The 20,790-nt window shown below is 63.8% G+C and carries 15 protein-coding genes; 11 read left to right on the forward strand and 4 right to left on the reverse strand.

Going from position 1 to position 20,790, the window contains the following annotated elements:
* The first annotated feature begins 22 nt into the window (after positions 1-22).
* Positions 23-1,663 carry a PTS transporter subunit EIIC gene (locus CYR32_RS15400; protein WP_101825978.1) on the forward strand — a complete coding sequence of 547 codons (1,641 nt, stop codon included), beginning with the start codon at positions 23-25 and terminating at the stop codon, positions 1,661-1,663.
* Between the two features lie 67 nt (positions 1,664-1,730).
* Here the strand turns inward: CYR32_RS15400 and CYR32_RS15405 are convergent, their stop codons facing one another.
* A complete protein-coding gene (locus CYR32_RS15405; RefSeq protein WP_101825980.1) occupies positions 1,731-3,476 on the reverse strand; it encodes an ABC transporter ATP-binding protein/permease in 1,746 nt (581 codons plus the stop codon).
* A 162-nt stretch (positions 3,477-3,638) separates the two neighbouring features.
* Between CYR32_RS15405 and CYR32_RS15410 the strand changes: the two genes are divergently transcribed.
* Positions 3,639-4,367 carry a tetratricopeptide repeat protein gene (locus tag CYR32_RS15410; protein ID WP_101825982.1) on the forward strand — a complete coding sequence of 243 codons (729 nt, stop codon included), beginning with the start codon at positions 3,639-3,641 and terminating at the stop codon, positions 4,365-4,367.
* A 265-nt stretch (positions 4,368-4,632) separates the two neighbouring features.
* Positions 4,633-5,787 (forward strand): MFS transporter, encoded by a 1,155-nt coding sequence (locus CYR32_RS15415; RefSeq protein ID WP_101825984.1) that lies wholly within the window; start codon positions 4,633-4,635, stop codon positions 5,785-5,787.
* 40 nt (positions 5,788-5,827) lie between these two features.
* Here CYR32_RS15415 and CYR32_RS15420 read toward each other — a convergent pair whose 3' ends face one another.
* Positions 5,828-6,757: a LysR family transcriptional regulator gene (locus tag CYR32_RS15420; protein ID WP_101825986.1), complete on the reverse strand. Its 930-nt coding sequence runs from the start codon at positions 6,755-6,757 to the stop codon at positions 5,828-5,830.
* Positions 6,758-6,887: 130 nt separating this feature from the next.
* On the opposite strand from CYR32_RS15420, the gene lysA reads away from it, so the two are divergent.
* The 6 genes from lysA to CYR32_RS15450 all read left to right on the forward strand — a co-directional run bounded on the left by lysA (position 6,888) and on the right by CYR32_RS15450 (position 13,060).
* Positions 6,888-8,147, forward strand: a complete 1,260-nt coding sequence (gene lysA / locus CYR32_RS15425; protein WP_101825988.1) for a diaminopimelate decarboxylase — start codon at positions 6,888-6,890, stop codon at positions 8,145-8,147.
* 487 nt (positions 8,148-8,634) lie between these two features.
* The gene (locus CYR32_RS15430) at positions 8,635-9,981 is read left to right on the forward strand and encodes a PTS sugar transporter subunit IIC (RefSeq protein WP_101825990.1); all 1,347 of its coding nucleotides are present in this window, start codon (positions 8,635-8,637) and stop codon (positions 9,979-9,981) included.
* A gap of 2 nt (positions 9,982-9,983) precedes the next feature.
* Positions 9,984-11,411 carry a glycoside hydrolase family 1 protein gene (locus CYR32_RS15435; RefSeq protein ID WP_101825992.1) on the forward strand — a complete coding sequence of 476 codons (1,428 nt, stop codon included), beginning with the start codon at positions 9,984-9,986 and terminating at the stop codon, positions 11,409-11,411.
* Between the two features lie 11 nt (positions 11,412-11,422).
* Positions 11,423-11,740, forward strand: a complete 318-nt coding sequence (locus CYR32_RS15440) for a PTS sugar transporter subunit IIB (RefSeq protein WP_072932789.1) — start codon at positions 11,423-11,425, stop codon at positions 11,738-11,740.
* 76 nt (positions 11,741-11,816) lie between these two features.
* Entirely contained in the window at positions 11,817-12,584 is a 768-nt protein-coding gene (locus CYR32_RS15445; RefSeq protein WP_101826008.1) for an FCD domain-containing protein, read from the forward strand.
* Positions 12,581-13,060, forward strand: coding sequence for a GNAT family N-acetyltransferase (locus tag CYR32_RS15450; protein WP_101825994.1), 480 nt, complete (start codon positions 12,581-12,583; stop codon positions 13,058-13,060). The genes CYR32_RS15445 and CYR32_RS15450 overlap by 4 nt, the downstream gene beginning before the upstream one ends.
* A gap of 533 nt (positions 13,061-13,593) precedes the next feature.
* Here the strand turns inward: CYR32_RS15450 and galR are convergent.
* Both galR and CYR32_RS15460 read right to left on the reverse strand, forming a co-directional pair.
* Positions 13,594-14,640 carry an HTH-type transcriptional regulator GalR gene (gene galR, locus CYR32_RS15455; protein WP_101825996.1) on the reverse strand — a complete coding sequence of 349 codons (1,047 nt, stop codon included), beginning with the start codon at positions 14,638-14,640 and terminating at the stop codon, positions 13,594-13,596.
* A gap of 227 nt (positions 14,641-14,867) precedes the next feature.
* The gene (locus CYR32_RS15460) at positions 14,868-16,010 is read right to left on the reverse strand and encodes a pyridoxal-phosphate-dependent aminotransferase family protein (RefSeq protein WP_101825998.1); all 1,143 of its coding nucleotides are present in this window, start codon (positions 16,008-16,010) and stop codon (positions 14,868-14,870) included.
* A 140-nt stretch (positions 16,011-16,150) separates the two neighbouring features.
* On the opposite strand from CYR32_RS15460, the gene CYR32_RS15465 reads away from it, so the two are divergent.
* Positions 16,151-18,424 carry a molybdopterin guanine dinucleotide-containing S/N-oxide reductase gene (locus CYR32_RS15465; protein ID WP_101826000.1) on the forward strand — a complete coding sequence of 758 codons (2,274 nt, stop codon included), beginning with the start codon at positions 16,151-16,153 and terminating at the stop codon, positions 18,422-18,424.
* Positions 18,425-18,809: 385 nt separating this feature from the next.
* Positions 18,810-20,790, forward strand: a 1,981-nt coding sequence (gene aas, locus CYR32_RS15470; RefSeq protein WP_101826002.1) for a bifunctional acyl-ACP--phospholipid O-acyltransferase/long-chain-fatty-acid--ACP ligase, incomplete at its 3' end; no start/stop codon positions are given.

Consider the following 20,790-nt stretch of genomic DNA (forward strand, 5'->3'; position numbering starts at 1 on the left):
CTTGCCTCAAGGAGTTCGGCACATGATCAAACTCAGCAGCAAAATCCATGATCTGGGTAAGGCGCTGATGACGCCTATCTCGGTGATCGCCGCAGCCGGGATCTTCCTCGGGCTGGCGGCGGCCTTGCAGAACCCGGCCATCACCGGGGATGCGTTCAACGATATGCGCTACCCGCAGTTGATTATCGGCTTTATCCGGGCGGTTTCCGGGGCGCTGTTTGCCAACCTGCCGCTGTTCTTTGCGGTGGCGACGGCAATGGGGCTGGCGAATGCGGAGAAAGCCACGGCGGCCTTCTCGGCGGCGATTGGCTTTATCGCGCTGCATGTCGGGGTGAATTTCTGCCTGAAGGCGCAGGGCATTACTGCGGCCACCACCACGGTGGCGCACCTCACCGGGCAGGGCATGGAGCAGACCGAGGCGATGATGTACGCCGCCGAATTCACCAACACGCTCGGCATCTTTACCTACAACATGAGCGTGCTGGGCGGGGTGCTGACCGGGCTTATCGTGATGCTGCTGCATAACCGCTTCTATACCATCACCCTACCGACGGCGATCGCCTTCTTCGGCGGCCGGCGCTTTGTGCCGATCATCACCGTGCTGGTGCTGCCGCTGGTCGGGGTGGTGATGGCGCTGATCTGGCCGGCCGTGGCGCTGGGCATTTTGTGGGTGGGTGAGCTTATCGGCAAAACCGGGGAAATCGGCACCTTTATCTATGCCGCCTCGGAACGGCTGCTGATACCGACCGGGCTGCACCACATCATCAATGAAACCGTGCGCTTCACGCCGATTGGCGGCATGACCACCGTGGACGGCCAGAGCATCGTCGGCGCACTGAACATCTTCAACGCCGCGCTCTCGACGCCCGGTTCCATCCCCGATGAGGTGACGCGCGAGGCGACGCGCTTCCTGGCGCAGGGCAAGATCCCGGTGATGATGTTCGGCCTGCCCGCCGCCGCGCTGGCGATGTACCACACCGCCCGGCCGCAGCATAAGGAGCGGGTCAAGGCGCTGATGCTGGCCGGGGCGCTGGCCTCGTTTACCACCGGCATCACCGAGCCGCTGGAGTTCTGCTTTATCTTCGTGTCGCCGGTGCTCTACATTGTGCATGCGCTGCTGACCGGCCTGTCGTTTATGCTGATGCAGATCATGAATGTGATGATCGGCAATGTGCAGGGCGGGGCGATCGATTTCCTGATCTTCGGCGTGCTGGGCGGCGCGCGCACCCACTGGTGGGATGCGCTGATCCTTGGGGCGATCTATGCGCCGCTTTACTACTTCACCTTCCGCTGGGTGATCCTGAAAATGCGGGTAGAAACCCCGGGGCGCGAAAGTGAAGGGGAGCTGGGGGAAGTCACCAACTCGCCGCAGCCCGCTACCGGCACCACGGCGGCCGTGGGCACCAAACCTGCCGCCGGTGACCAGTCGCAGGTGATCATCGACGGGCTGGGCGGCGTGGCCAACATCCTCCAGGTGGACTGCTGCTTTACCCGCCTGCGGGTGAAGGTCAATGACATGGCGCAGGTGCTGGATGACAAACTGAAAACCACCGGTGCGCACGGCGTGAAGCGGGTTACCGAGCACGATGTGCATGTGATCTATGGCCCGCAGGTGGAGAGGATTGCCAACCAGGTGAAGGTGGCGCTGGGCACAACGGCATAAGCAGCCCTTGAGCGGGATCTATGTAAAACGGCGGCCAGTGGCCGCCGTTTCTGTTTACTGCCTCAGGTCAGGAGACCACCGGCAGCGCTGCGGGGGTCAGCACAATCGCGCGCTGCTCCCGGTCATTCGAGAAGCGCCAGCAGTGCTGGTGGTATTTCGCCACGCTGTTGCGGTGCGCCACGCTCACCAGCGTCATCTTCGGCAGGTAATCCACCATCAGCGTGTACATCTGCTGCTCGGTTTCGTCATCCAGCGCGCTGGTGGCTTCGTCCAGGAACAGGATGTCAGGCTTGATCAGCAACACGCGGGCAAAGCCGAGCCGCTGCTGCTCGCCCGGCGAGAGGCGGTGGCCCCAGTTGCCCACCATGTCGAGCATCGGTTGCAGGTGCTTCAGGCGGCACAGCTCCAGCACCGACAGCAGTTCGCTGTCCGGGTGGCGTGACGGCTCATCCGGGTAGCTCAGCGCCTCACGCAGTGAGCCGATCGGGATATAGCTGCGCTGCGGCAGGAACAGCGTGGTCTGTTGGCGGTTGGCGGCGATCTGCCCGCTGCCGTAGGGCCAGATGCCCGCCACGGCGCGCAGCAGGGTGGACTTGCCGCAGCCGGACGGCCCGGCAATCAGCACCCGCTCGCCGGGTTTCAGCGCCACGCTGGCCGGGGCAAACAGCGGCTCGCCATCCGGCAGGGTCAGTTGCAGCTTGTCCAGCACCAGCGCATGGTCGGGGGAGTCGGCGTGCTGAATGCCGTTCGGCCGCGCCTCAATCTCATCCACCGCCCGGTTGAACCCGGCCAGACGGTTGACGCAGGCTTTCCAGGTCGCCAGGTCGTTGAAGGCGTCAATAAACCAGGAGAGCGCCCCCTGTACCTGGCCGAAGGCGGAGGAGATCTGCATCAGCATCCCAAGCTGGATCGCGCCGGAGAAGTAACGCGGGGCGGCCACCAGGAACGGGAAGATAATCGCGAACTGGGCATAGAAGGTCGAGGCGATATTCAGCGTTTTGGTGACGCGCATGATCGACCACCAGTTGCTGCGGATCGACTCAAAACGGCCCTCAAGTTGCTCACGTTCGCGCTGTTCACCCTGGTAAAGGGCGATGGCGTCACTGTTTTCGCGGATGCGGATCAACCCGAAACGGAAGTTCGCCTCAAAGCGCTCCTGATTGAAGCCGAGGCGCACCAGCGGCTTGCCGATCCAGCCCACCAGCAGCGAGCCGAGCACCGCATAAAGCAGGGCGAACCAGACCATATAGCCGGGGATGGTGAAAGTCTGGGAGGAGATCATAAAGGTCAGCGGGCCGCTGACCGCCCACAGGATCGAGACAAACGACACCAGCGTCACCACGCTCGACAGCAGCCCCAGCGTCAGCGACAGGGTGCCGTTGGTCAGCACATTGAGGTCTTCGGCGATACGCTGGTCGGGGTTATCCACCGTCTGTTGCTGCTCGGTGTGGTAGTAGGCGTGGTGCTTCAGCCACTTGCCCATGTACTGCTTGGTCATCCAGCGCCGCCAGTACATCTGCAACCCCTGGGTCAGGTAGACCTTGTAAATCGAGATCACGATAAACGCCAGCGCCAGCCAGGTGAAGTGCAGCAGTTGCGCCTTAAATACCGGGTAATTTTTGTTTTGCAGCGCATCGTAAAAGACGCGGTTCCATTCGTTCAGCAGCACATTGATATAGACCGTGGCCAGCGACAACGCCACAATGGTGCCGAGCATCGTCCAGGCACGCCACTTCTCTTCGGAGTGCCAGTAAGGTTTAATCAGGCGCCAGATTTCGCGCCATTGGCTGTGTGTTCCCGGGTTTTTTGTCATAACGAATCCAGCTTCCAGCAAAATAAAGAGTAAGTATCTGATCATGGCCCAATCAGGGCCAGAATGGGTGTCTGTGATCCAACTGGCAATTATAGACTTGTAAGGATGTTTTTCGTTCCCCCGGCCGCTGTCAGGGAGTGCAACACAACAGAGGATGACGCAATGAAGGGTTTGCCCAGAGGCGTGGCGGCCGGTGCCGTGCTGCTCACCGGCCTGCTGACGGCGCTGAATGCCGCCGCAAAAATTGATGAGCCGGATATCGACGCCGACTGCCGCAAGGTAGGGCAGTATGCGGCAGAGGGGCAGTCAGCCTACCAGCGCGGCGACTACGCCAACGCGCGGGAGATTTTCCGTGACCAGGTGGCCTGGAGCGAGTTCTGCCGCCAGCCGGAGAGCGCCACCGTTACCGCGTACAATAACATCGCGTTGACCTACCTGCGCCAGGGCATGTGGCTTAAGGCGCGCGCCTGGCTGCTGCTCGCCCCGGAGGAGGAGAAATCCCGCTATAACCTCAGCCTGATGCAGCCGCAGCTCGACGCCCTGCCGCCGCCGCGCAGCCCGGCAGGGGAATACTGGCAGTACGCCGGGTACGGTGCCTGGAACACGCTGGTGGTGAAGCCGCAGGGAGACCGCTACGCGATCACCTACAGCGGCCTCTACATGGGAGCGATGGCGCTCTACTACGGGCCGAACATCGGTGAATTCTCCACCGTCACGGCGATCCGCGACCAGCACGCAGTCTACCATCAGCCCGCTGACCCGGAGTTCGGCAGCGCCTGTGACGTCAGCATGGCGTTCAGCGATCAGGACGTGGCGCTCACCACCAACGGCGACTGCGGCTTCGGCCATAACGTCCGCGCCCAGGGTCTCTATTGGCGGGTCACGCCCTGAGGGGGGTGTTAGACGACTGTGCGCTCCGCGGCCTGCCGGCTGGTCTTGCGGCGGGGATGTGTGGTATCTCTATCGGGTGGCAAGAGAGAAAACAGTGACAAATTAAAGGGCTATCCCTTTGCATCGGGCGGTTTCACGCCCGGGATTCACCTTATTCCGGACCGGCACACGGTATTTTCCGTGGGCCGGGCCGTGCTGCGATAATTATCCTTTTTTGCAATAACCGGGCCGCCGGGCGGCGGCCGTGATCACACGGGGAGCGTGTATGCCTGTTTCACTTCTGGCGCTGGCGATGAGTGCCTTCGCCATCGGAACCACTGAGTTTGTCATTATGGGCCTGCTGCCGCAGGTCGCGGGGGATTTACAGGTCAGCATTCCGCTGGCGGGGTGGCTTATCAGCGGGTATGCGCTGGGCGTGGCGATTGGCGCGCCGATCATGGCGATCCTCACCGCGAAATTGCCGCGCAAAATGACGCTGCTGCTGCTGATGGTCATTTTCATCGTCGGCAACCTGATGTGCGCCCTGGCCTACAGCTATAACTTCCTGATGCTGGCGCGCATTATCACCGCCCTGTGCCACGGGGCGTTCTTCGGCATCGGCTCGGTGGTGGCGGCCAACCTGGTGGCACCGAACCGGCGCGCCTCTGCGGTGGCGCTGATGTTCACCGGCCTGACGCTGGCGAACGTGCTGGGCGTGCCGCTGGGCACCGCGCTCGGTCAGGCGCTGGGCTGGCGCTCGACCTTCTGGGCGGTGGTGGTGATTGGCTTTGTCTCGCTGCTGGCGCTCTACACCAAACTGCCGGCAGTGAAAGAGGAGCACCCGACCAACCTGCGCAAAGAGCTGAGCGCCCTGCGCGGGCTGGGCATCTGGCTGTCGCTGCTGATGACCGTCTGCTTCGCGGCGGCGATGTTTGCGCTGTTCACCTACATCGCGCCGGTACTGACGGAGATCACCGGCGTGTCGCCGCACGGCGTGAGCTGGACGCTGCTGCTGATGGGGCTGGGGCTGACGGTGGGGAATGTGCTGGGCGGCCGCCTGGCAGACTGGAAACTCTCCGTGAGCCTGACGCTGACATTCCTGCTGATCGCGCTGTTCTCGGTGCTGTTCAGCGTCACCAGCCACCATCTGGTGGCGGCGGAAGTGACGCTGTTCCTCTGGTCAGCGGCAGCTTTCGCGGCGGTACCGGCGTTGCAGATTAACGTGGTGGCCTACGGCAAGAATGCGCCGAACCTGGTCTCGACGCTCAACATCGCCGCGTTCAACGTCGGCAATGCGCTGGGGGCCTGGGTCGGCGGCGTGGTGATTGCCGGTGGGCTGGGGCTGACGGTGGTGCCGGTGGCAGCAGGCGCACTGGCACTGCTGGGCTTTGCGCTCTGCCTCTTCACCTTCCGCCGCGCGGCGCGCAAAGCGGCAGCGTAAGGCCACATCTTTCGCTGCATGCAGCGGAAACCCGGCCCGGCTAGCGGTATGCAATGGCGGCCGCCAGCCGGGCCGGGAACTGCGCCGCCAGCCGGTGCAGCCAGGTAATAAAGGCATCCACCACGTCGGAAGAGGGGCGGTGCAGCGGGCGGATCAGGCTCACGGTAAACGGCACCGCCACACTGAACGGCCTCACCGCCACGCCGCCCTGACCGGCGTAATCCACCGCCGTCAGCGGGTTCACCATCGACACACCCACCCCTTCACGCACCATCGCGCAGACTGACGCGGCGCTGTGCGTCTCCAGCACCATCCGCCGCGTGACCCCCGCCTCCAGGAACAGGGCGTCCAGCAACTGCCGGTAACTGTCAGTGCCGGAGAGGCTGACGTAGTTTTCGCCCTCAAAATCGTGCGGTGTCAGCATGGGTTTCGCCAGCAGCGGGTGCCCGGCGGGCAGTACGCAGACCTCGTTGTGCGTCATCAGGGTAAACCGTTCAGTACCGGCAGGCGTCAGGGTGGTTTCCGTCAGGCCGAGATCGTGGCGCTGGGCGGAGAGCCACTCCTCCAGCAGCGGTGACTCCTGCGGCACCACATTCAGGCTGACGCCGGGGTGGGCGTCAGTGAAAGGTTTGCAGACCGCAGGCAGCAGCGACTGGCTGAAGGCGGGCAGGCAGGCGATGGAGAGCTGCGCCTCCTGAAACTGGCGGATGCCCGCCGCCGCCGCGCTGATGCGCTCCAGCCCATAATAGGAGCGCTGCACCTCTTCAAACAGCCGCAGCCCCTGCACCGTAGGCACCAGCCGCCCGCGCACCCGGTCAAACAGCGCCAGCCCGACGCTCTTCTCAAAGCGCGCCAGCTCGCGGCTGACGGTAGGTTGCGAGGTGTGCAGCAGCGCAGCGGCTTCCGTGAGGTTACCGGTGGTCATCACCGCGTGGAAAATTTCAATCTGGCGCAGGGAGAGGGCGGGCATCGGGCGGGTTCCGGTGGAAAAGCCATATCATAAATGAATAGCCTGTGGTCAAACAGATATTTTCCCCCCGGGCGGCGCGCAGGTAGCATGGCAGCCATACTTCTTATATGAACTGACCGGACACCCGCTGATGCCTTACGCCCTGAACGATCGCTCCACCGCCCTGAATGCGGATAACCTGCTGGCACTGCCCGCCCGTTTCGGCTGCCCGGTATGGGCCTACGACGCGGAAGTTATCCGTAAGCGTATCAATGAATTGCGCCGGTTTGACGTCATCCGTTTCGCGCAGAAAGCCTGCTCCAATACCCAGATCCTGCGCCTGATGCGCGGGCAGGGCGTGCGGGTGGACTCCGTCTCCCTCGGGGAAATTGAGCGCGCGCTGCACGCCGGTTACCAGCCGGGGCCGGAGGGGGAGATCGTCTTCACGGCGGATTTGCTGGACGAGCCGACGCTGGCGCGGGTCACGGAGCTGGCGATCCCGGTGAATGCCGGTTCCACCGACATGCTGACCCAGCTCGGCGAACGCAACCCCGGCCACCCGGTCTGGCTGCGCGTGAACCCCGGTTTCGGCCACGGCCACAGCCAGAAAACCAACACCGGCGGCGAGAACAGCAAACACGGCATCTGGTACGCTGACCTGCCGCAGGCGCTGGAGCAGATCCGCCGCTATTCGCTGACGCTGGTCGGCATCCATATGCATATCGGTTCCGGCGTGGACTACAGCCACCTGGAGCAGGTGTGTGACGCCATGGTGCAGCAAGTGATTGATCTCGGCCACGACATCGAGGCGATCTCCGCCGGCGGCGGGCTGTCGATCCCTTACGAATTCGGCGGCGAGCGCATCGACACCGATCACTACTTCGGCCTGTGGGACCGGGCGCGTCAGCAGATTGCGGCGCACCTCGGCCATGCGGTGAAACTGGAGATCGAGCCAGGGCGTTTCCTGGTGGCGGAGTCCGGCGTGTTGCTGGCGCAGGTGCGGGCGGTTAAAAACATGGGCAGCCGCCACTTTGTGCTGGTGGATGCGGGCTTCAACGATCTGATGCGCCCGGCGATGTACGGCAGCTACCACCATATCTCGCTGCTGCCCGCTGACGGCCGCGACACCGCGGGTGAGCCGCTGACTGACACGGTCATCGCCGGGCCGCTGTGCGAATCGGGAGATGTCTTTACCCAGCAGGCGGGCGGCGGCGTGGAAACCCGTGCGCTGCCTGCGGCGCAGATTGGTGACTACCTGGTGTTCCATGACACCGGGGCCTACGGCGCGTCGATGTCCTCTAACTACAACAGCCGCCCGCTGCTGCCGGAAGTGCTGTTTGACGGCCACGACGTGCGGCTGATCCGCCGCCGCCAGACCATCGAAGAGCTGCTGGCGCTGGAACTGATTTAATTTTCAGGCGGAAAACGGCCCCCCGGCCGCATGGCTGGAGCCTGCGGGGCAGGGGCCGGCACCGCGTTCATCGCCCCACTGTTACCTTTCATCACTGTAAAGCCGCGCCCTGAGCGCGGCTTCGCAGTAAGCAACCCGCTTCCCCGCCCCCGGATCGCCCCCGATCCTCCCTCTCATCGCCGATCTTCCTGCACCTGTTACCGCTTCGTTGCGGAAAATCTGATTTGGTATACCAAAACGCTGTTTTAGCCTGCATTGGAATTCCAATTACCGCTTGTGCGGCAATGATCACAGAAATTTAACCTCGTTACGTTAACTTTGGCATACCAAACGCGATTAAGCCGCACGCGTTTTGTTGGACACTTTTTCGCCATCTGATGCACTGTGCTGCCTGATACGATCGGGCAGGGCGCCCGCGTTTACCTCTGGCCATGCGGGCTGACCCTGCGCACAGCGCACCGGCACCACCAACAGTTACGAGGTGCGTATGTCATATAAGGACCGGCTGATTGACTCTCTGGGGAGTTTTGCCAATACCTTCAACAGTTACCGCTATATCATGGCAATCAAAGCCGCCTTTATCACCCTGATGCCGGTGATTATTGTCGGTGCCTTCTCGGTGTTGATCTCCAACATGGTGATGGACCCGAAAAACGGCCTGGCAAGCTTCGATCTCTTCTCCTTCCTGGCCGTGCTCAAACCGATCATGACCAGCATCAACTACGCCACCCTGAGCTTTATCACCATCGGCGCGGTGTTTTTGATCGGCATTGAGCTGGGCAAGATCAACGGCAACCGCACGCTGTTCCCGGGATTGCTGGCGATTATCTGCTTCATCGCCGTAACGCCCACCACGCTGGAGCTGATGGTCAATGACCAGATGCAGGTGGTGAAAGATGTGCTGGCGAAACAGTTCTCCGATACCAAAAGCCTGTTCCTCGGCATGTTTATCGCCATCCTGTCAGTGGAGATCTACACCCGCCTGGAGCGGATCAACGGCCTGCGCATCAAGATGCCGGAGAGCGTGCCGCCCAACGTCGCGGCCTCGTTCTCGGCGCTGATCCCGGCGATCATCACTGTGGTGCTGATCGCCACCTTCGGCTTTGTGTTCCACCGGGTCACCGGCATCTACCTCTATGACGCGGTCTACAAGGTGATCCAGCAGCCGCTGGAGTCGGTGATGCAGAGCCTGCCGGGCATCCTGATCCTGATGTTTGTTGCCCAGCTGTTCTGGGTGATCGGCATCCACGGCAACCAGATGATCAAGCCGATCCGTGAACCGCTGCTGCTCGGGGCGATCACCGTCAACATGACGGCGTTTGAGCAGGGCAAAGAGATCCCGAACATCATCACCATGCCGTTCTGGGACGTCTACATGAGCATCGGCGGCTCCGGCTGCACCATCGGCCTGCTGCTGGCGGTGATCCTGGCGTCCCGCCGCAAAGAGATGAAAGAGATCGGCAAGCTGTCGCTGGGGCCGAGCTTCTTCAACATCAACGAACCGGTGATCTTCGGCATGCCGATCATGCTCAACCCGATCCTGGCGATCCCGTTCATCATCACCCCGCTGGTCACCGGCACCATCGGCTACTTCGCCACCAGCCTCGGCTTCGCCGGGCGCGCCGTGGTGATGGTGCCCTGGACCACGCCGCCGGTGATCAACGCCTGGCTCTCCACGGCCGGGTCGATGGGCGCGGTGGTGACCCAGCTGGTCTGCATCGGCGTGTCGGTGATGATCTACCTGCCGTTTGTCAAAGTGGCCTCGCGCCGGGCGGATGCGGCCCAGCTGGCGGCCGAAACCGGTAATGAACTTGGTACCCAACCCGTGAGGTAAGCATGAGCAAGGTTTCACTGGCACTTCCTGAAGGATTCATCCTCGGCGCGGCGGCGTCCGCCTGGCAGACCGAGGGCTGGAGCGGCAAAAAGCCGGGGCAGGACTCCTACCTCGATGCCTGGTACAAAAACGACCGCCACGTCTGGCATAACGGCTATGGCCCGGCCATCGCCACGGACTTCATCAACCGCTACCCGGAAGACGTGGCGCTGATGAAGGCCAGCGGCCTCAGCCACTACCGCACCTCGATCAACTGGTCGCGCTTTCTGACCGATTACGAAACCGCGACGGTGGACGAGGAGTACGCCGCCTATCTCGACCGCTGGCTGGATGAGATGGAGGCGGCGGGCATTGTGCCGATGCTCTGCCTGGAGCACTACGAGCTGCCCGCGGCGCTGCTGGAGAAGTATGGCGGCTGGGGCAGCAAACATGTGGTGGAGCTGTTTGTACGCTACGCCGAAAAGGCGTTTGAGCGCTTCGGCCATCGCGTCACGCGCTGGTTCACCTTTAATGAGCCGGTGGTGGTGCAGACCCGCGTCTACCTCGACGCGCTGCGCTGGCCCTATGAGCAGAACAGCGCCAAATGGATGCAGTGGAACCACCACAAAGTGCTGGCGACGGCCAAAGTGGTGGCGCTGTTCCGCCGCCGCGGCCAGGCCGGGACGATCGGTGTGATCCTCAACCCGGAGGTGACCTACCCGCGTTCCCAGGCGGCCCACGACCAGCGCGCCGCGGAGCTGTATGACCTGTTCTACAACCGCGTCTTCCTCGACCCGCTGATCCTCGGGGCCTACCCGGCGGAGCTGCTGGCGCTGCTGCGCCGCCATGAGGTGATGTTCGAGCATGACGCGGCCGAGCTGGCGATTATCCGCGACAACACGGTGGATGAGGTCGGCATCAACCTCTACTACCCGCACCGGGTGAAAGCGCCCAGCCGGGCGTGGCACCCGGAGACGCCGTTCCACCCGGCCTGCTATTACGAGCATTTCGAGCTGCCGGGCCGCCGCATGAACCCGTCACGCGGCTGGGAGATCTACCCGAAAATCATCTACGACATGGCGCAGCGGATAAAGCAGGATTACCGCAACATCCCGTGGTTTATCGCCGAGAACGGCATGGGCGTGGAAAACGAGGCGCAGCACCGCGGCGCGGACGGCGAAATCCAGGACGACTACCGCATCCGGTTTATTGGCGAGCATCTCTACTGGGCGCTGAAAGCGCGTGAGGAGGGGGCGAACTGCCTGGGCTACATGCTCTGGGCGTTTACCGACAACGTCTCGCCGATGAACGCCTTCAAAAACCGTTACGGGCTGATTGAGATTGACCTGGATAACCAGCGCGCACGCCGCCGCAAAAAATCTTCCCACTGGTTCGCTGCCCTGAGCGAATCCCGCACCCTGACACTGACCCTGGATGATGATGAAAAATGAGTGAAGCCAACCTGAAACGTATCGTACTCGCCTGCTCGGCAGGCATGTCCACCTCGCTGGTGGTGACCAAAATGGAGAAAGAGGCCGAGGCGCGCGGGCTGGCGTTCCGCATCTACGCCATCCCGGAGCAGAACCTGCGCGACGAGCTGCAAAACTACGGCAATGACGTGGTGGCGGTGCTGCTGGGGCCGCAGGTGCGCTTCAAGCTGGCGGCCAACAAGAAGATCACTGACGAACACCAGGTGCCGATTGGCGTGATTGACTCCGTCGCCTACGGCACCCTGAACGGGGCAAAAGTGCTCGATCAGGCGCTGGGTTTGATAGACTAGCCGCCCCGACCCCGTCCGCCCTTCCGGCAGGCGGGGCGGCAGGTCAATCATTGGCAAGGTGCTTCAGGGTGAAACCGTGGAAAAAGGCGTAATTCCGCAGGAAAAGAAACAGTATCAGGAGATTGGCCAGGATCTGCGGGCGCAGATCCAGCAGGGCCACTATCCCGTCGGGTCACGGCTGCCGCCGGAACGCAATATGGCGGAGCAGTATGGCGTCAGCCGCACCATCGTGCGCGAGGCGCTGCTGATGCTGGAGCTGGAGGGCACGGTGGACATCCGCCAGGGCTCCGGCGTCTATGTGATCCGCATTCCGTCAGAGGATGAGCAGGATGAGGATCTGCTGAATGAGATCGGCCCGTTTGAGGTGCTTCAGGCGCGGCAACTGCTGGAGAGCAACATCGCCGCCTTTGCCGCCACCATGGCCACCAAATCGGACATCGAAAACCTGCGCCGCACGCTGGAGCAGGAGCAGCGGGCGATTGTCGCCAACGACACCAGCGGCGACAACGACAAGCTGTTCCACCTGCTGATTGCCGGGGCGACGCAAAACCAGATGCTGCTGGAGACGGTAAAAAGCATCTGGCAGCGGCGCGAAAACAGCCCGCTCTGGCAGCAGCTCCACAGCCATATCGCCACCCGCGGCTACCGGCTGAAGTGGCTGGCAGACCACCAGAACATCCTGGCGGCGCTGCGCCGCCGCGACGTGATGGGATCGTACCAGGCGATGTGGCAGCACATGGAGAATGTTAAAAGCACCCTGATGGAGCTGTCGGACGTCGACGCGCCGGAGTTTGACGGCTACCTGTTTGAGTCGGTGCCGATTTTCCAGGGGAAACTGGTGTGACCGCCGTTTCGCCACGCACGATCAGCCTCGGCTTTCTGGCCGATTTTCCGGAACACCACCCGCAGGTTACCGACTGGCTCTGCCGGGCGTTCGGCAATGCGCAGAGCCGCGCCTTTTTCGACAGCATTGTGGTCAGCAGCCTGAAAAAAAGCGGCTTACCCATCACCTTTATCGCCCGCGACGGCGACCGGCTGGTGGGCACCGTCGGCCTGTGGCGCAGCGACCTGCTCAGCCGCCAGGATCTGACGCCCTGGCTGGCGGCGCTCTATGTGGATGAGGCGTACCGCGGCTGCGGCATCGGGCAGCAGTTGCAGGCGCACGGGGTGGAGATGGCCCGGCAGGCGGGGTGTGAGGCGCTTTACCTCTATGCGACGTTCACCGGGTACTACGAGCGGCATGGCTGGGAGATGCTGGGGGAGGGGGTGGAGTACCCGGATGAGAGGGTATGGGTTTATAAGCGGGGGCTTACGTTTTAGTTATTGGTGGGGTGTTTCGGGTGTTTGTGTGTTGGTTGGGGGGGGGTTCGGGTGTTTTAGATGCTGGTAGGTGGCATGTTTCGGTTGTTTTAGATGCTGGTTGGGTGGCATGTTTCGGTTGTTTATGTGTCGTTGTCTGCCCGGCCCCCTGCGCCTCAACCGAGCAGGGCCTGCCGGCGCGCCGGCCCTGCACCCGCGCGCCTTCGGTGCCCCGGCTGAATCATTGCCCGCTCCCGCGGGTGACCCTCATTTCGCCTCCGGGCTGATCGGGCCGGTACAGACACGCTCCCAGCGTGGCTGTACCTCTCGCGGGCGTCCTGCCCGCTCGCCCGGCCCTGCGGCTCCATTCGGCAATGATTTTTACGCCCCCACCACTTCTGCAAATCTTTAGGTATGTAAGGAAAAAGTAGGGGCGAAGTTTGGATGTTCAATGGGGTTATCTGGCCCTGCGGCTCCATTCGGCAATGGTGTTTATCAGAGGGCAGTTCGGGGTAAACAGAGTAAGCGGCGGGCTGTGCGCCCGCCGCTGAAGGTCAGGAGTTTTCGTCGGCCGGCGCCTGGGTGGTGAGGCGGGCAGTGGCCGGCGGGGCCATCACCGAGTGGCGGCGCACCAGCGTCGGGCTGAACATGTGGGTGGTCTCCGGCAGCGGCTGGTTGTTGGCCAGTGCCAGCGCCAGTTCGGCGGCCTGGTTGGCCATGGTTACCACCGGGTAGCGCACCGTGGTCAGGCGCGGGCGCAGGTAACGGGAAATCAGCACATCGTCAAACCCGATCAGCGACATCTGCTGCGGCACCTCAATGCTGTTGTCACTCAGCACCGACAGCGCGCCGGCGGCCATCGGGTCGTTGTAGCAGGTCACGGCGGTGAACGTCTTGCCGTGGCCGAGCAGATCAATCATCGCCCGCTCGCCGCCCACCTCATCCGGCTCACCATAGGCGATCAGCCGGTCATCCACCGGGATATTGTGCTCCTTCAGCGCATCCAGGTAGCCCTGCAACCGGTCGTTGGCGTCAGAAATCTGGTGGTTGGAACAGATCACCGCAATCCGCTGATGCCCGGCCTGAATCAGGTAACGGGTCGCCAGCCAGGCACCGTAGTGGTCATCCAGCGCCACACAGCGCGCCTCATACCCCGGTAGAATGCGGTTGATCAGCACCATCCCCGGTATCTGCGCCATCAGCCCGGCCAGCTCCTCATCCGGTAACTTTTTGGCATGCACCACCAGCGCGCCGCAGCGGTGGCGGATCAGCTGCTCAATCGCCTGCCGCTCCTTCTCCGCATTGTGGTAACCGTTGCCGATCAGCAGAAAATTACCGGTGTTATAGGCAACCTGCTCCACCGCTTTCACCATCGCGCCGAAAAACGGGTCGGACACATCCCCCACCACCAGCCCCAGCGTCTCGCTGGACTGCTGCGCCAGCGCGCGCGCATTGGCATTCGGGTGGTACTGCAACTGCTCCATGGCGCTCAGCACGCTGAGGCGCGAATTCTCGCTGGCCTTCGGGGAGTGGTTGATAACGCGAGATACCGTGGCAACGGAAACGCCCGCCAGCCTGGCAACATCCTTAATCGTGGCCATAGTGATTCCATCTAACAAGTGAGGCACCGCCTGCGGCACCTGATGACGACGCGTGATCTCCCCACCGGACAGCGGGGTAATCGCTTACACCTCAGTTTTGCGGAAAAGTACGCAAGCTGCAAGGGAGCCAGATCCCATCCCGGCGCTGCAACTGAAAGAAACCGCAATTTTTATGGCCATAACCGTGCTTTCATCCGAAAGTTTGTTGCACTGCCCAATGGCAGCGGTTACAGCGTGGGTTCGGCATGCGCATCACCCGGCGGGCCGGGCAGCGGCAGGTAGTGGTGGGTAATCACCGCAGCGGCAGCGGCCACGTCGGCCGGGTGGCCGTTGCGCGCCAGGGCCGCGCCATACGCCACCACATTCGCCAGCACGGCGGGAAAAGCGGCCTGAGCGCCGGTGTGGTGCAGGCGCACCAGTTGCCGGGCGATCGGCCCGACGCCGGGCGACAGCGCCGCCCCCAGCGACAGCGCATCCGCCAGCAGCGCGTCAGCATCCACCTTTTCCGGTACCGGGGCGGCCGTCACCAGTGAGGAGGCGCAGGCGTCATCGGAGATCCACGGCACCACCCCCAGCGCCCGCAGCCCGGCGCGGGTAGCCTGCGCCGCCTTGAGGTGGCGGTTAATCAGGTGGATGTGCCCCTCCTGCTCCAGCCGGTCCAGCGCCGACTCCAGCGCCCAGAAGTCGGGCGCAGACGGGGTGCCCGGCAGCGCGCCGCGGCCGCGATCCAGCCACTGGCGCTTCAGTTCGGCCAGCGACAGGCAGGATTGCGCATACCCGGCGGGCGTCACCAGCCGCGGCCAGGCACGGGCGCTGACGCTGATGGCCGAGACGCCCGCCGGGCCGCCCAGCGCCTTTTGCGGGTCGATCACCGCGACGTCGATCCCCAGCCCGTCTACATCCAGCGTATGGCCGCCTACCGAGGCCACCGCATCCACCACCAGCAGCGCGCCGCGCTGCCGGACGCGGGCGGCAATCTCCCCCAGCGGGTTAACGATGCCGCTGGCCGCCTCGCCGTGCGCCAGCACCACCGCATCCAGCGCCGGCATCGCGGCCAGCGCCTGGTCGAATGCGTCCAGTGTGATCGGGTAACCGGAGGATGCTTTGGCGTCATGCACCTGCGCGCCGCCGCGCCGCAGCCACTGGCTGAAGTAAAGCCCGTACGGGCTGGTCACCACATTCAGGATATGCATACCGGGGCGAGACAACCCCACGGCCACCGACTCCAGCGCCAGCATCGCCTCGCCCTGGATCAGCAGCAGATCGTTGTGCGTCATCAGCAGCGCGGCCAGCCGGTCAGCCAGCGGCGCAAAACGCTCAGCCGGGTAGGGCGGCAGGCTGAGCAGGGGGAACCAGCACGGATCGGCCATTACGGCTCCTTTCCCGTTCACGGGAGGAAAGCGGTCACCCTTAAAGTGTAGAAGCCCGCGCGCGTTGCAGGGCAGATTTGGCAAGGCGCGCGGTTGGTGGTAGCGTGGCGGCCTGCTTTGAAAGCCTGCGAAAGAGAACCATGCCGATACAACGATTCCCGCACCTGGCGCACTGGGGCGCCTACACCGCCGTCGTCGAGGATGGCGTACTGACCGGCTGCGAGCCGTTTGCCGCGGACAGCAACCCCTCCCCGATGCTTAATGCCATCGCCCCGGCGGTCTATTCAGAGACGCGCATCCGGAAACCGGCGGTGCGCCGCTCCTGGCTGCAACGGCGTGAAAACAGTGACCGCAGCCTGCGCGGGCGCGAGGAATTTGTCGAAGTCAGCTGGGACGAGGCGCTGGCGCTGGTGGCGGCGGAGAACCAGCGGGTGCGTGACCGGGACGGCCCTGCCGGGCTGTTCGCCGGCTCCTACGGCTGGTCTTCGGCCGGGCGCCTGCACCATGCGCGTTCGCTGGTGCGCCGTTTCTATTTCAGCGGCGGCGGCGCGGTCGATCAGGCCGGTAACTATAGCTGGGGCGCGGCGCAGTTCTTCCTGCCGCATGTGATCGGCACCTTCAGCCCGCTGACCGGGCGCGTCACCTCCTGGGAGAGTGTGGCAGAGCACACGGAACTTTTGGTGGCCTTTGGCGGGCTGGCGCTGAAAAATGCGCAGGTCGCCTCCGGCGGGGCAGGGGAGCATACGCTGAAACCCTGGCTGGAGAAGCTGGCCGCGCAGGGGATGCCGGTGATCAACATCAGCCCCACGCGCGACGACTGCCCGGCGTTTTTAAACGCGGAGTGGATCCCGATCCGCCCCAATACCGACGTGGCGCTGATGCTGGCGCTGGGGTATGAGATTGACCAACGGGGCGCGGTGGACGACGCCTTTATGGCGACGCACTGCACCGGCTGGCCGCAACTGCGCGATTACCTGACCGGCCAGAGCGACGGCGTGGCGAAAACCCCGGCGTGGGCGGCGGCGATCACCGGCATCCCGGCGGCGCGCATCCGCCAGCTGGCGCAACAGCTTACCGGCGTGCGCAGCTTCCTCACCTGCGCTTACGCCGTCCAGCGCGCCCACCGCGGCGAGCAACCTTACTGGATGATGATCGCCCTCAGCGCCATGCTTGGGCAGGTCGGGCTGCCGGGCGGCGGTTTCTCCTTCGGCCACGGCTCGATGAACAGCGTCGGCAACCCGCGCCATGAGACGCCGGGGCCGTCGATGGCGGTGGGGCCGAACCCGGCAGGGCTGGCGATCCCGGTGGCGCGCATCGCGGACATGCTGCTCAACCCCGGCGCGCCCTACAGCTTCCAGGGCGAAACCCACCACTACCCCGACATCAACCTGGTGCACTGGGCGGGCGGCAACCCGTTCCACCACCACCAGCAGCTTAACCGGCTGCTCCAGGGCTGGGAGAAGCCGGAAACCATCATCGTGCAGGACATCTGGTGGACACCGGCGGCGAAACTGGCGGACATCGTCCTGCCGGTGACCTCGACGCTGGAGCGCAACGACATCGGCGGTTCCTCGCGTGACCGCTACGTGTTCGCCATGCACCAGGCGATCGCCCCCTTGCATCAGGCACGCAACGACATCGATATTTTCAGCGAGCTGGCCGAGCGGCTCGGCTACCGCGACGCCTTCACCGAAGGGCGCGACGAGCAGACGTGGCTGCGCCATCTCTACCAGCAGTGCGGTGAGGCGCAGGCGGGCACCGGCGTGGCATGGCCGGACTTTGAGGCCTTCTGGCAACAGGGGCATGTCGAACTGCCGAAGCCGGAGACCCCTTACGTCTTCTTTGCGCGCTTCCGGGAAGACCCGCAGCGCCACCCGCTGAAGACGCCCAGCGGCAAAATTGAGCTTTACAGCGAGACGCTGGCCGGCTTCGGCCACGCCGACATGGCCCCGCACCCGCAATGGCAGCCGCCGGTGGAGTGGCTGGGGGATGAGGCCGCCGCGCGCTGGCCGCTGCACCTGATCACCGTGCAGCCCAGCGACCGCCTGCACAGCCAGCTCGATCAGGCCCCGCTGGCGCAGGGCAATAAAACCGCCGGGAAAGAGACGATCCAGATGCGCCCGGATGACGCCGCCGCGCGCGGCCTGCGTGAGGGCAGCGTGGTGCGGGTGCATAACGCGCGCGGTGCCTGCCTCGCCGGGCTGCGGCTGAACAGCGGCCTCGCCCCCGGCGTGGTGGTGATGGCCACCGGGGCCTGGTTTGACCCCGGCTTCGGCCCGCAGCGGGCCGAGACGGAGCAGGCGGGTAACCCGAACGTATTGACGCTGGATATCGGTACCTCTTCACTCACTCAGGGGCCGAATGCCATGAGCTGCCTGGTCGAGGTCAGCGCGGCAGAAGCCGCTGAAAGTTGACGGAAAAAGGCACGCACCCGGACGATTTATGCACTTTTACGCGGTTGATTACATCAACGGACGGGATTTTACAGTTGGTTGCATTTAGAGCAGAACTCTTTCGATTCAACGGTGGTTTCTTAAGGGGGTGATCTCTAGAGTAGGTCATCCCAGAGGTATTGATTGGTGAGAAATCAACATACTCTGTATGTTGAAAGCCTATTCAATTGCACCAACCTACGCGGATGCGTAGGTTTTTTTTTGCCTGCGTTTCCCGCCCCGCCTGCTGCCAGACTTAAACGATACTTTACGGTTGGCCGGTCGTCAGTTGCCGGTGGGTAAGCTATTCTGACGGCTGTTCGGGGCGGCATGTTGCGGCCCCCTTTTCCTCATAAGGAGATGGGCTGTGTATGCATTGCTCAGGGGATTATTCAGAATCCTGTTTCGCGTCTCGGCGGAGGCTGACCCGGCGCAGTTCCGGCATGACAAATTACTGATTACGCCGAACCATGTTTCCTTCCTCGACGGCGCGCTGCTGGCGCTGTTCCTGCCGGTGAAGCCGGTGTTCGCGGTCTATGGCCGCATCACCGGCCGCTGGTATATGCGGCTTATCAAACCCTACGTCGATTTTGTGCCGCTCGACCCGACCAACCCGATGGCGATCAAGCGGCTGGTGCGCGAGGTGCAGGCGGGGCGGCCGATTGTGATCTTCCCCGAGGGGCGCATCACCGTGACCGGCTCGCTGATGAAAACCTACGACGGCGCGGCCTTTATCGCCGCGCGTTCCGGGGCCACGGTGCTGCCGGTGCGCATTGACGGCGCGGAGTTCACGCCGTTCGGCCGGTTGCGCGGTGATTTTAAAATCCGCCTGTTCCCGAAAGTGACCATCCGCGTGCTGCCGCCGACCCAGGTGGTAATGCCGGACGCGCCGCGCGCCCGTGAACGGCGCGCGCTGGCCGGGCGGCAACTGCATGACATCATGATGAACGCGCGCATGGCAACGCGTGAGCCGCAGACGCTGTTTGAGGCGCTGCTGGCGGCGCAGACCCGCTACGGCCGCTTCAAGCCGGTGATTGAGGACATCAATTTCCAGGAGGACAGCTACCACGGCCTGCTGAAGAAATCCCTGGGGGTGAGCCGCATCCTGCAACGCTTCACGCAGGAGCGTGAGCATGTCGGGCTGCTGCTGCCCAACGCCACCGTGATGGCGGCGGCGGTGCTGGGGGCGACCCTGCGCGCCCGCGTACCGGCGCTGCTTAACTACACCGCCGGGGTCAAAGGCCTGCGCAGCGCGATGAAAGCGGCGGAGATCCGTACCATCGTCACCTCGCGCCAGTTCCTGGAGAAGGGCAAGCTCACTGCGCTGCCGGAGCAGGTCACTGAGGCCAACTGGGTCTACCTGGAAGACCTGAAAGAGACCGTGACGCGGGAGGACAAGCTCTGGATCCTCGCCCACCTGCTGTTCCCGCACCGGGCGATGGTGCCGCAAAAGCCGGACGATGCCGCAGTGATCCTCTTTACCTCCGGCTCAGAGGGCAACCCGAAAGGGGTGGTGCACAGCCACGCCAGCCTGCTGGCGAACGTGGAGCAGATCCGCACCGTGGCGGACTTCACCCCGCGTGACCGCTTTATGTCGGCGCTGCCGCTGTTCCACGCCTTCGGCCTGACAGTGGGGCTGCTGACGCCGCTGATCACCGGCAGCCGGGTCTTCCTCTACCCCAGCCCGCTGCACTACCGCGTGGTGCCGGAGCTGGTGTATGACCGCAACTGCACGGTGCTGTTCGGCACCTCGACCTTCCTCGGCAACTATGCACGCTTCGCCCACCCCTATGACTTCGCCCGCGTGCGCTATGTGGTGGCGGGCGCGGAGAAGCTCTCCGCCGCCACCCAGCAGATCTGGCAGGAGAAGTACGGCATCCGCATCCTGGAGGGCTACGGCGTGACGGAGTGCGCGCCGGTGGTGGCGATCAACGTGCCGATGGCCGCCAGGCCGGGCACCGTCGGGCGCATCCTGCCGGGGATGCAGGCGCGGCTGATGCCGGTCGCGGGCATTGCACAGGGCGGGCGGCTGCAACTGCGGGGGCCGAACATCATGAAAGGCTACCTGCGGGTGGAGAACCCTGGCCGTCTTGAGACACCGGCGGCGGAGAACCGCGCGGGCGACACCGAGCCGGGCTGGTATGACACCGGCGACATCGTGACGCTGGACGATCAGGGCTTCTGCACCATCCTTGGCCGGGTGAAGCGCTTCGCCAAACTCGCCGGGGAGATGGTCTCCCTGGAGAGCGTGGAACAGCTGGCGCTGCGCGCGTCGCCGGAGGGGCAGCACGCCGCCTCGTCGCGCACCGACAGCGCCCGCGGCGAGTCGCTGGTGCTGTTCACCACCG

Source organism: Chimaeribacter coloradensis (assembly GCF_002858715.1).
Taxonomy (GTDB): Bacteria; Pseudomonadota; Gammaproteobacteria; order Enterobacterales; family Enterobacteriaceae; genus Chimaeribacter; species Chimaeribacter coloradensis.

What these genes read in the sequence shown, in the direction of transcription:
- CYR32_RS15420 (WP_101825986.1), bottom strand. Translation starts at nt 6,757, where the DNA reads ATGCCCGCCCTCTCCCTGCGCCAGATTGAAATTTTCCACGCGGTGATG.
- CYR32_RS15465 (WP_101826000.1), top strand. Translation starts at nt 16,151, where the DNA reads ATGCCGATACAACGATTCCCGCACCTGGCGCACTGGGGCGCCTACACC.
- lysA (WP_101825988.1), top strand. Translation starts at nt 6,888, where the DNA reads ATGCCTTACGCCCTGAACGATCGCTCCACCGCCCTGAATGCGGATAAC.
- CYR32_RS15405 (WP_101825980.1), bottom strand. Translation starts at nt 3,476, where the DNA reads ATGACAAAAAACCCGGGAACACACAGCCAATGGCGCGAAATCTGGCGC.
- CYR32_RS15400 (WP_101825978.1), top strand. Translation starts at nt 23, where the DNA reads ATGATCAAACTCAGCAGCAAAATCCATGATCTGGGTAAGGCGCTGATG.
- CYR32_RS15410 (WP_101825982.1), top strand. Translation starts at nt 3,639, where the DNA reads ATGAAGGGTTTGCCCAGAGGCGTGGCGGCCGGTGCCGTGCTGCTCACC.
- CYR32_RS15430 (WP_101825990.1), top strand. Translation starts at nt 8,635, where the DNA reads ATGTCATATAAGGACCGGCTGATTGACTCTCTGGGGAGTTTTGCCAAT.
- CYR32_RS15435 (WP_101825992.1), top strand. Translation starts at nt 9,984, where the DNA reads ATGAGCAAGGTTTCACTGGCACTTCCTGAAGGATTCATCCTCGGCGCG.
- CYR32_RS15415 (WP_101825984.1), top strand. Translation starts at nt 4,633, where the DNA reads ATGCCTGTTTCACTTCTGGCGCTGGCGATGAGTGCCTTCGCCATCGGA.
- CYR32_RS15460 (WP_101825998.1), bottom strand. Translation starts at nt 16,010, where the DNA reads ATGGCCGATCCGTGCTGGTTCCCCCTGCTCAGCCTGCCGCCCTACCCG.
- galR (WP_101825996.1), bottom strand. Translation starts at nt 14,640, where the DNA reads ATGGCCACGATTAAGGATGTTGCCAGGCTGGCGGGCGTTTCCGTTGCC.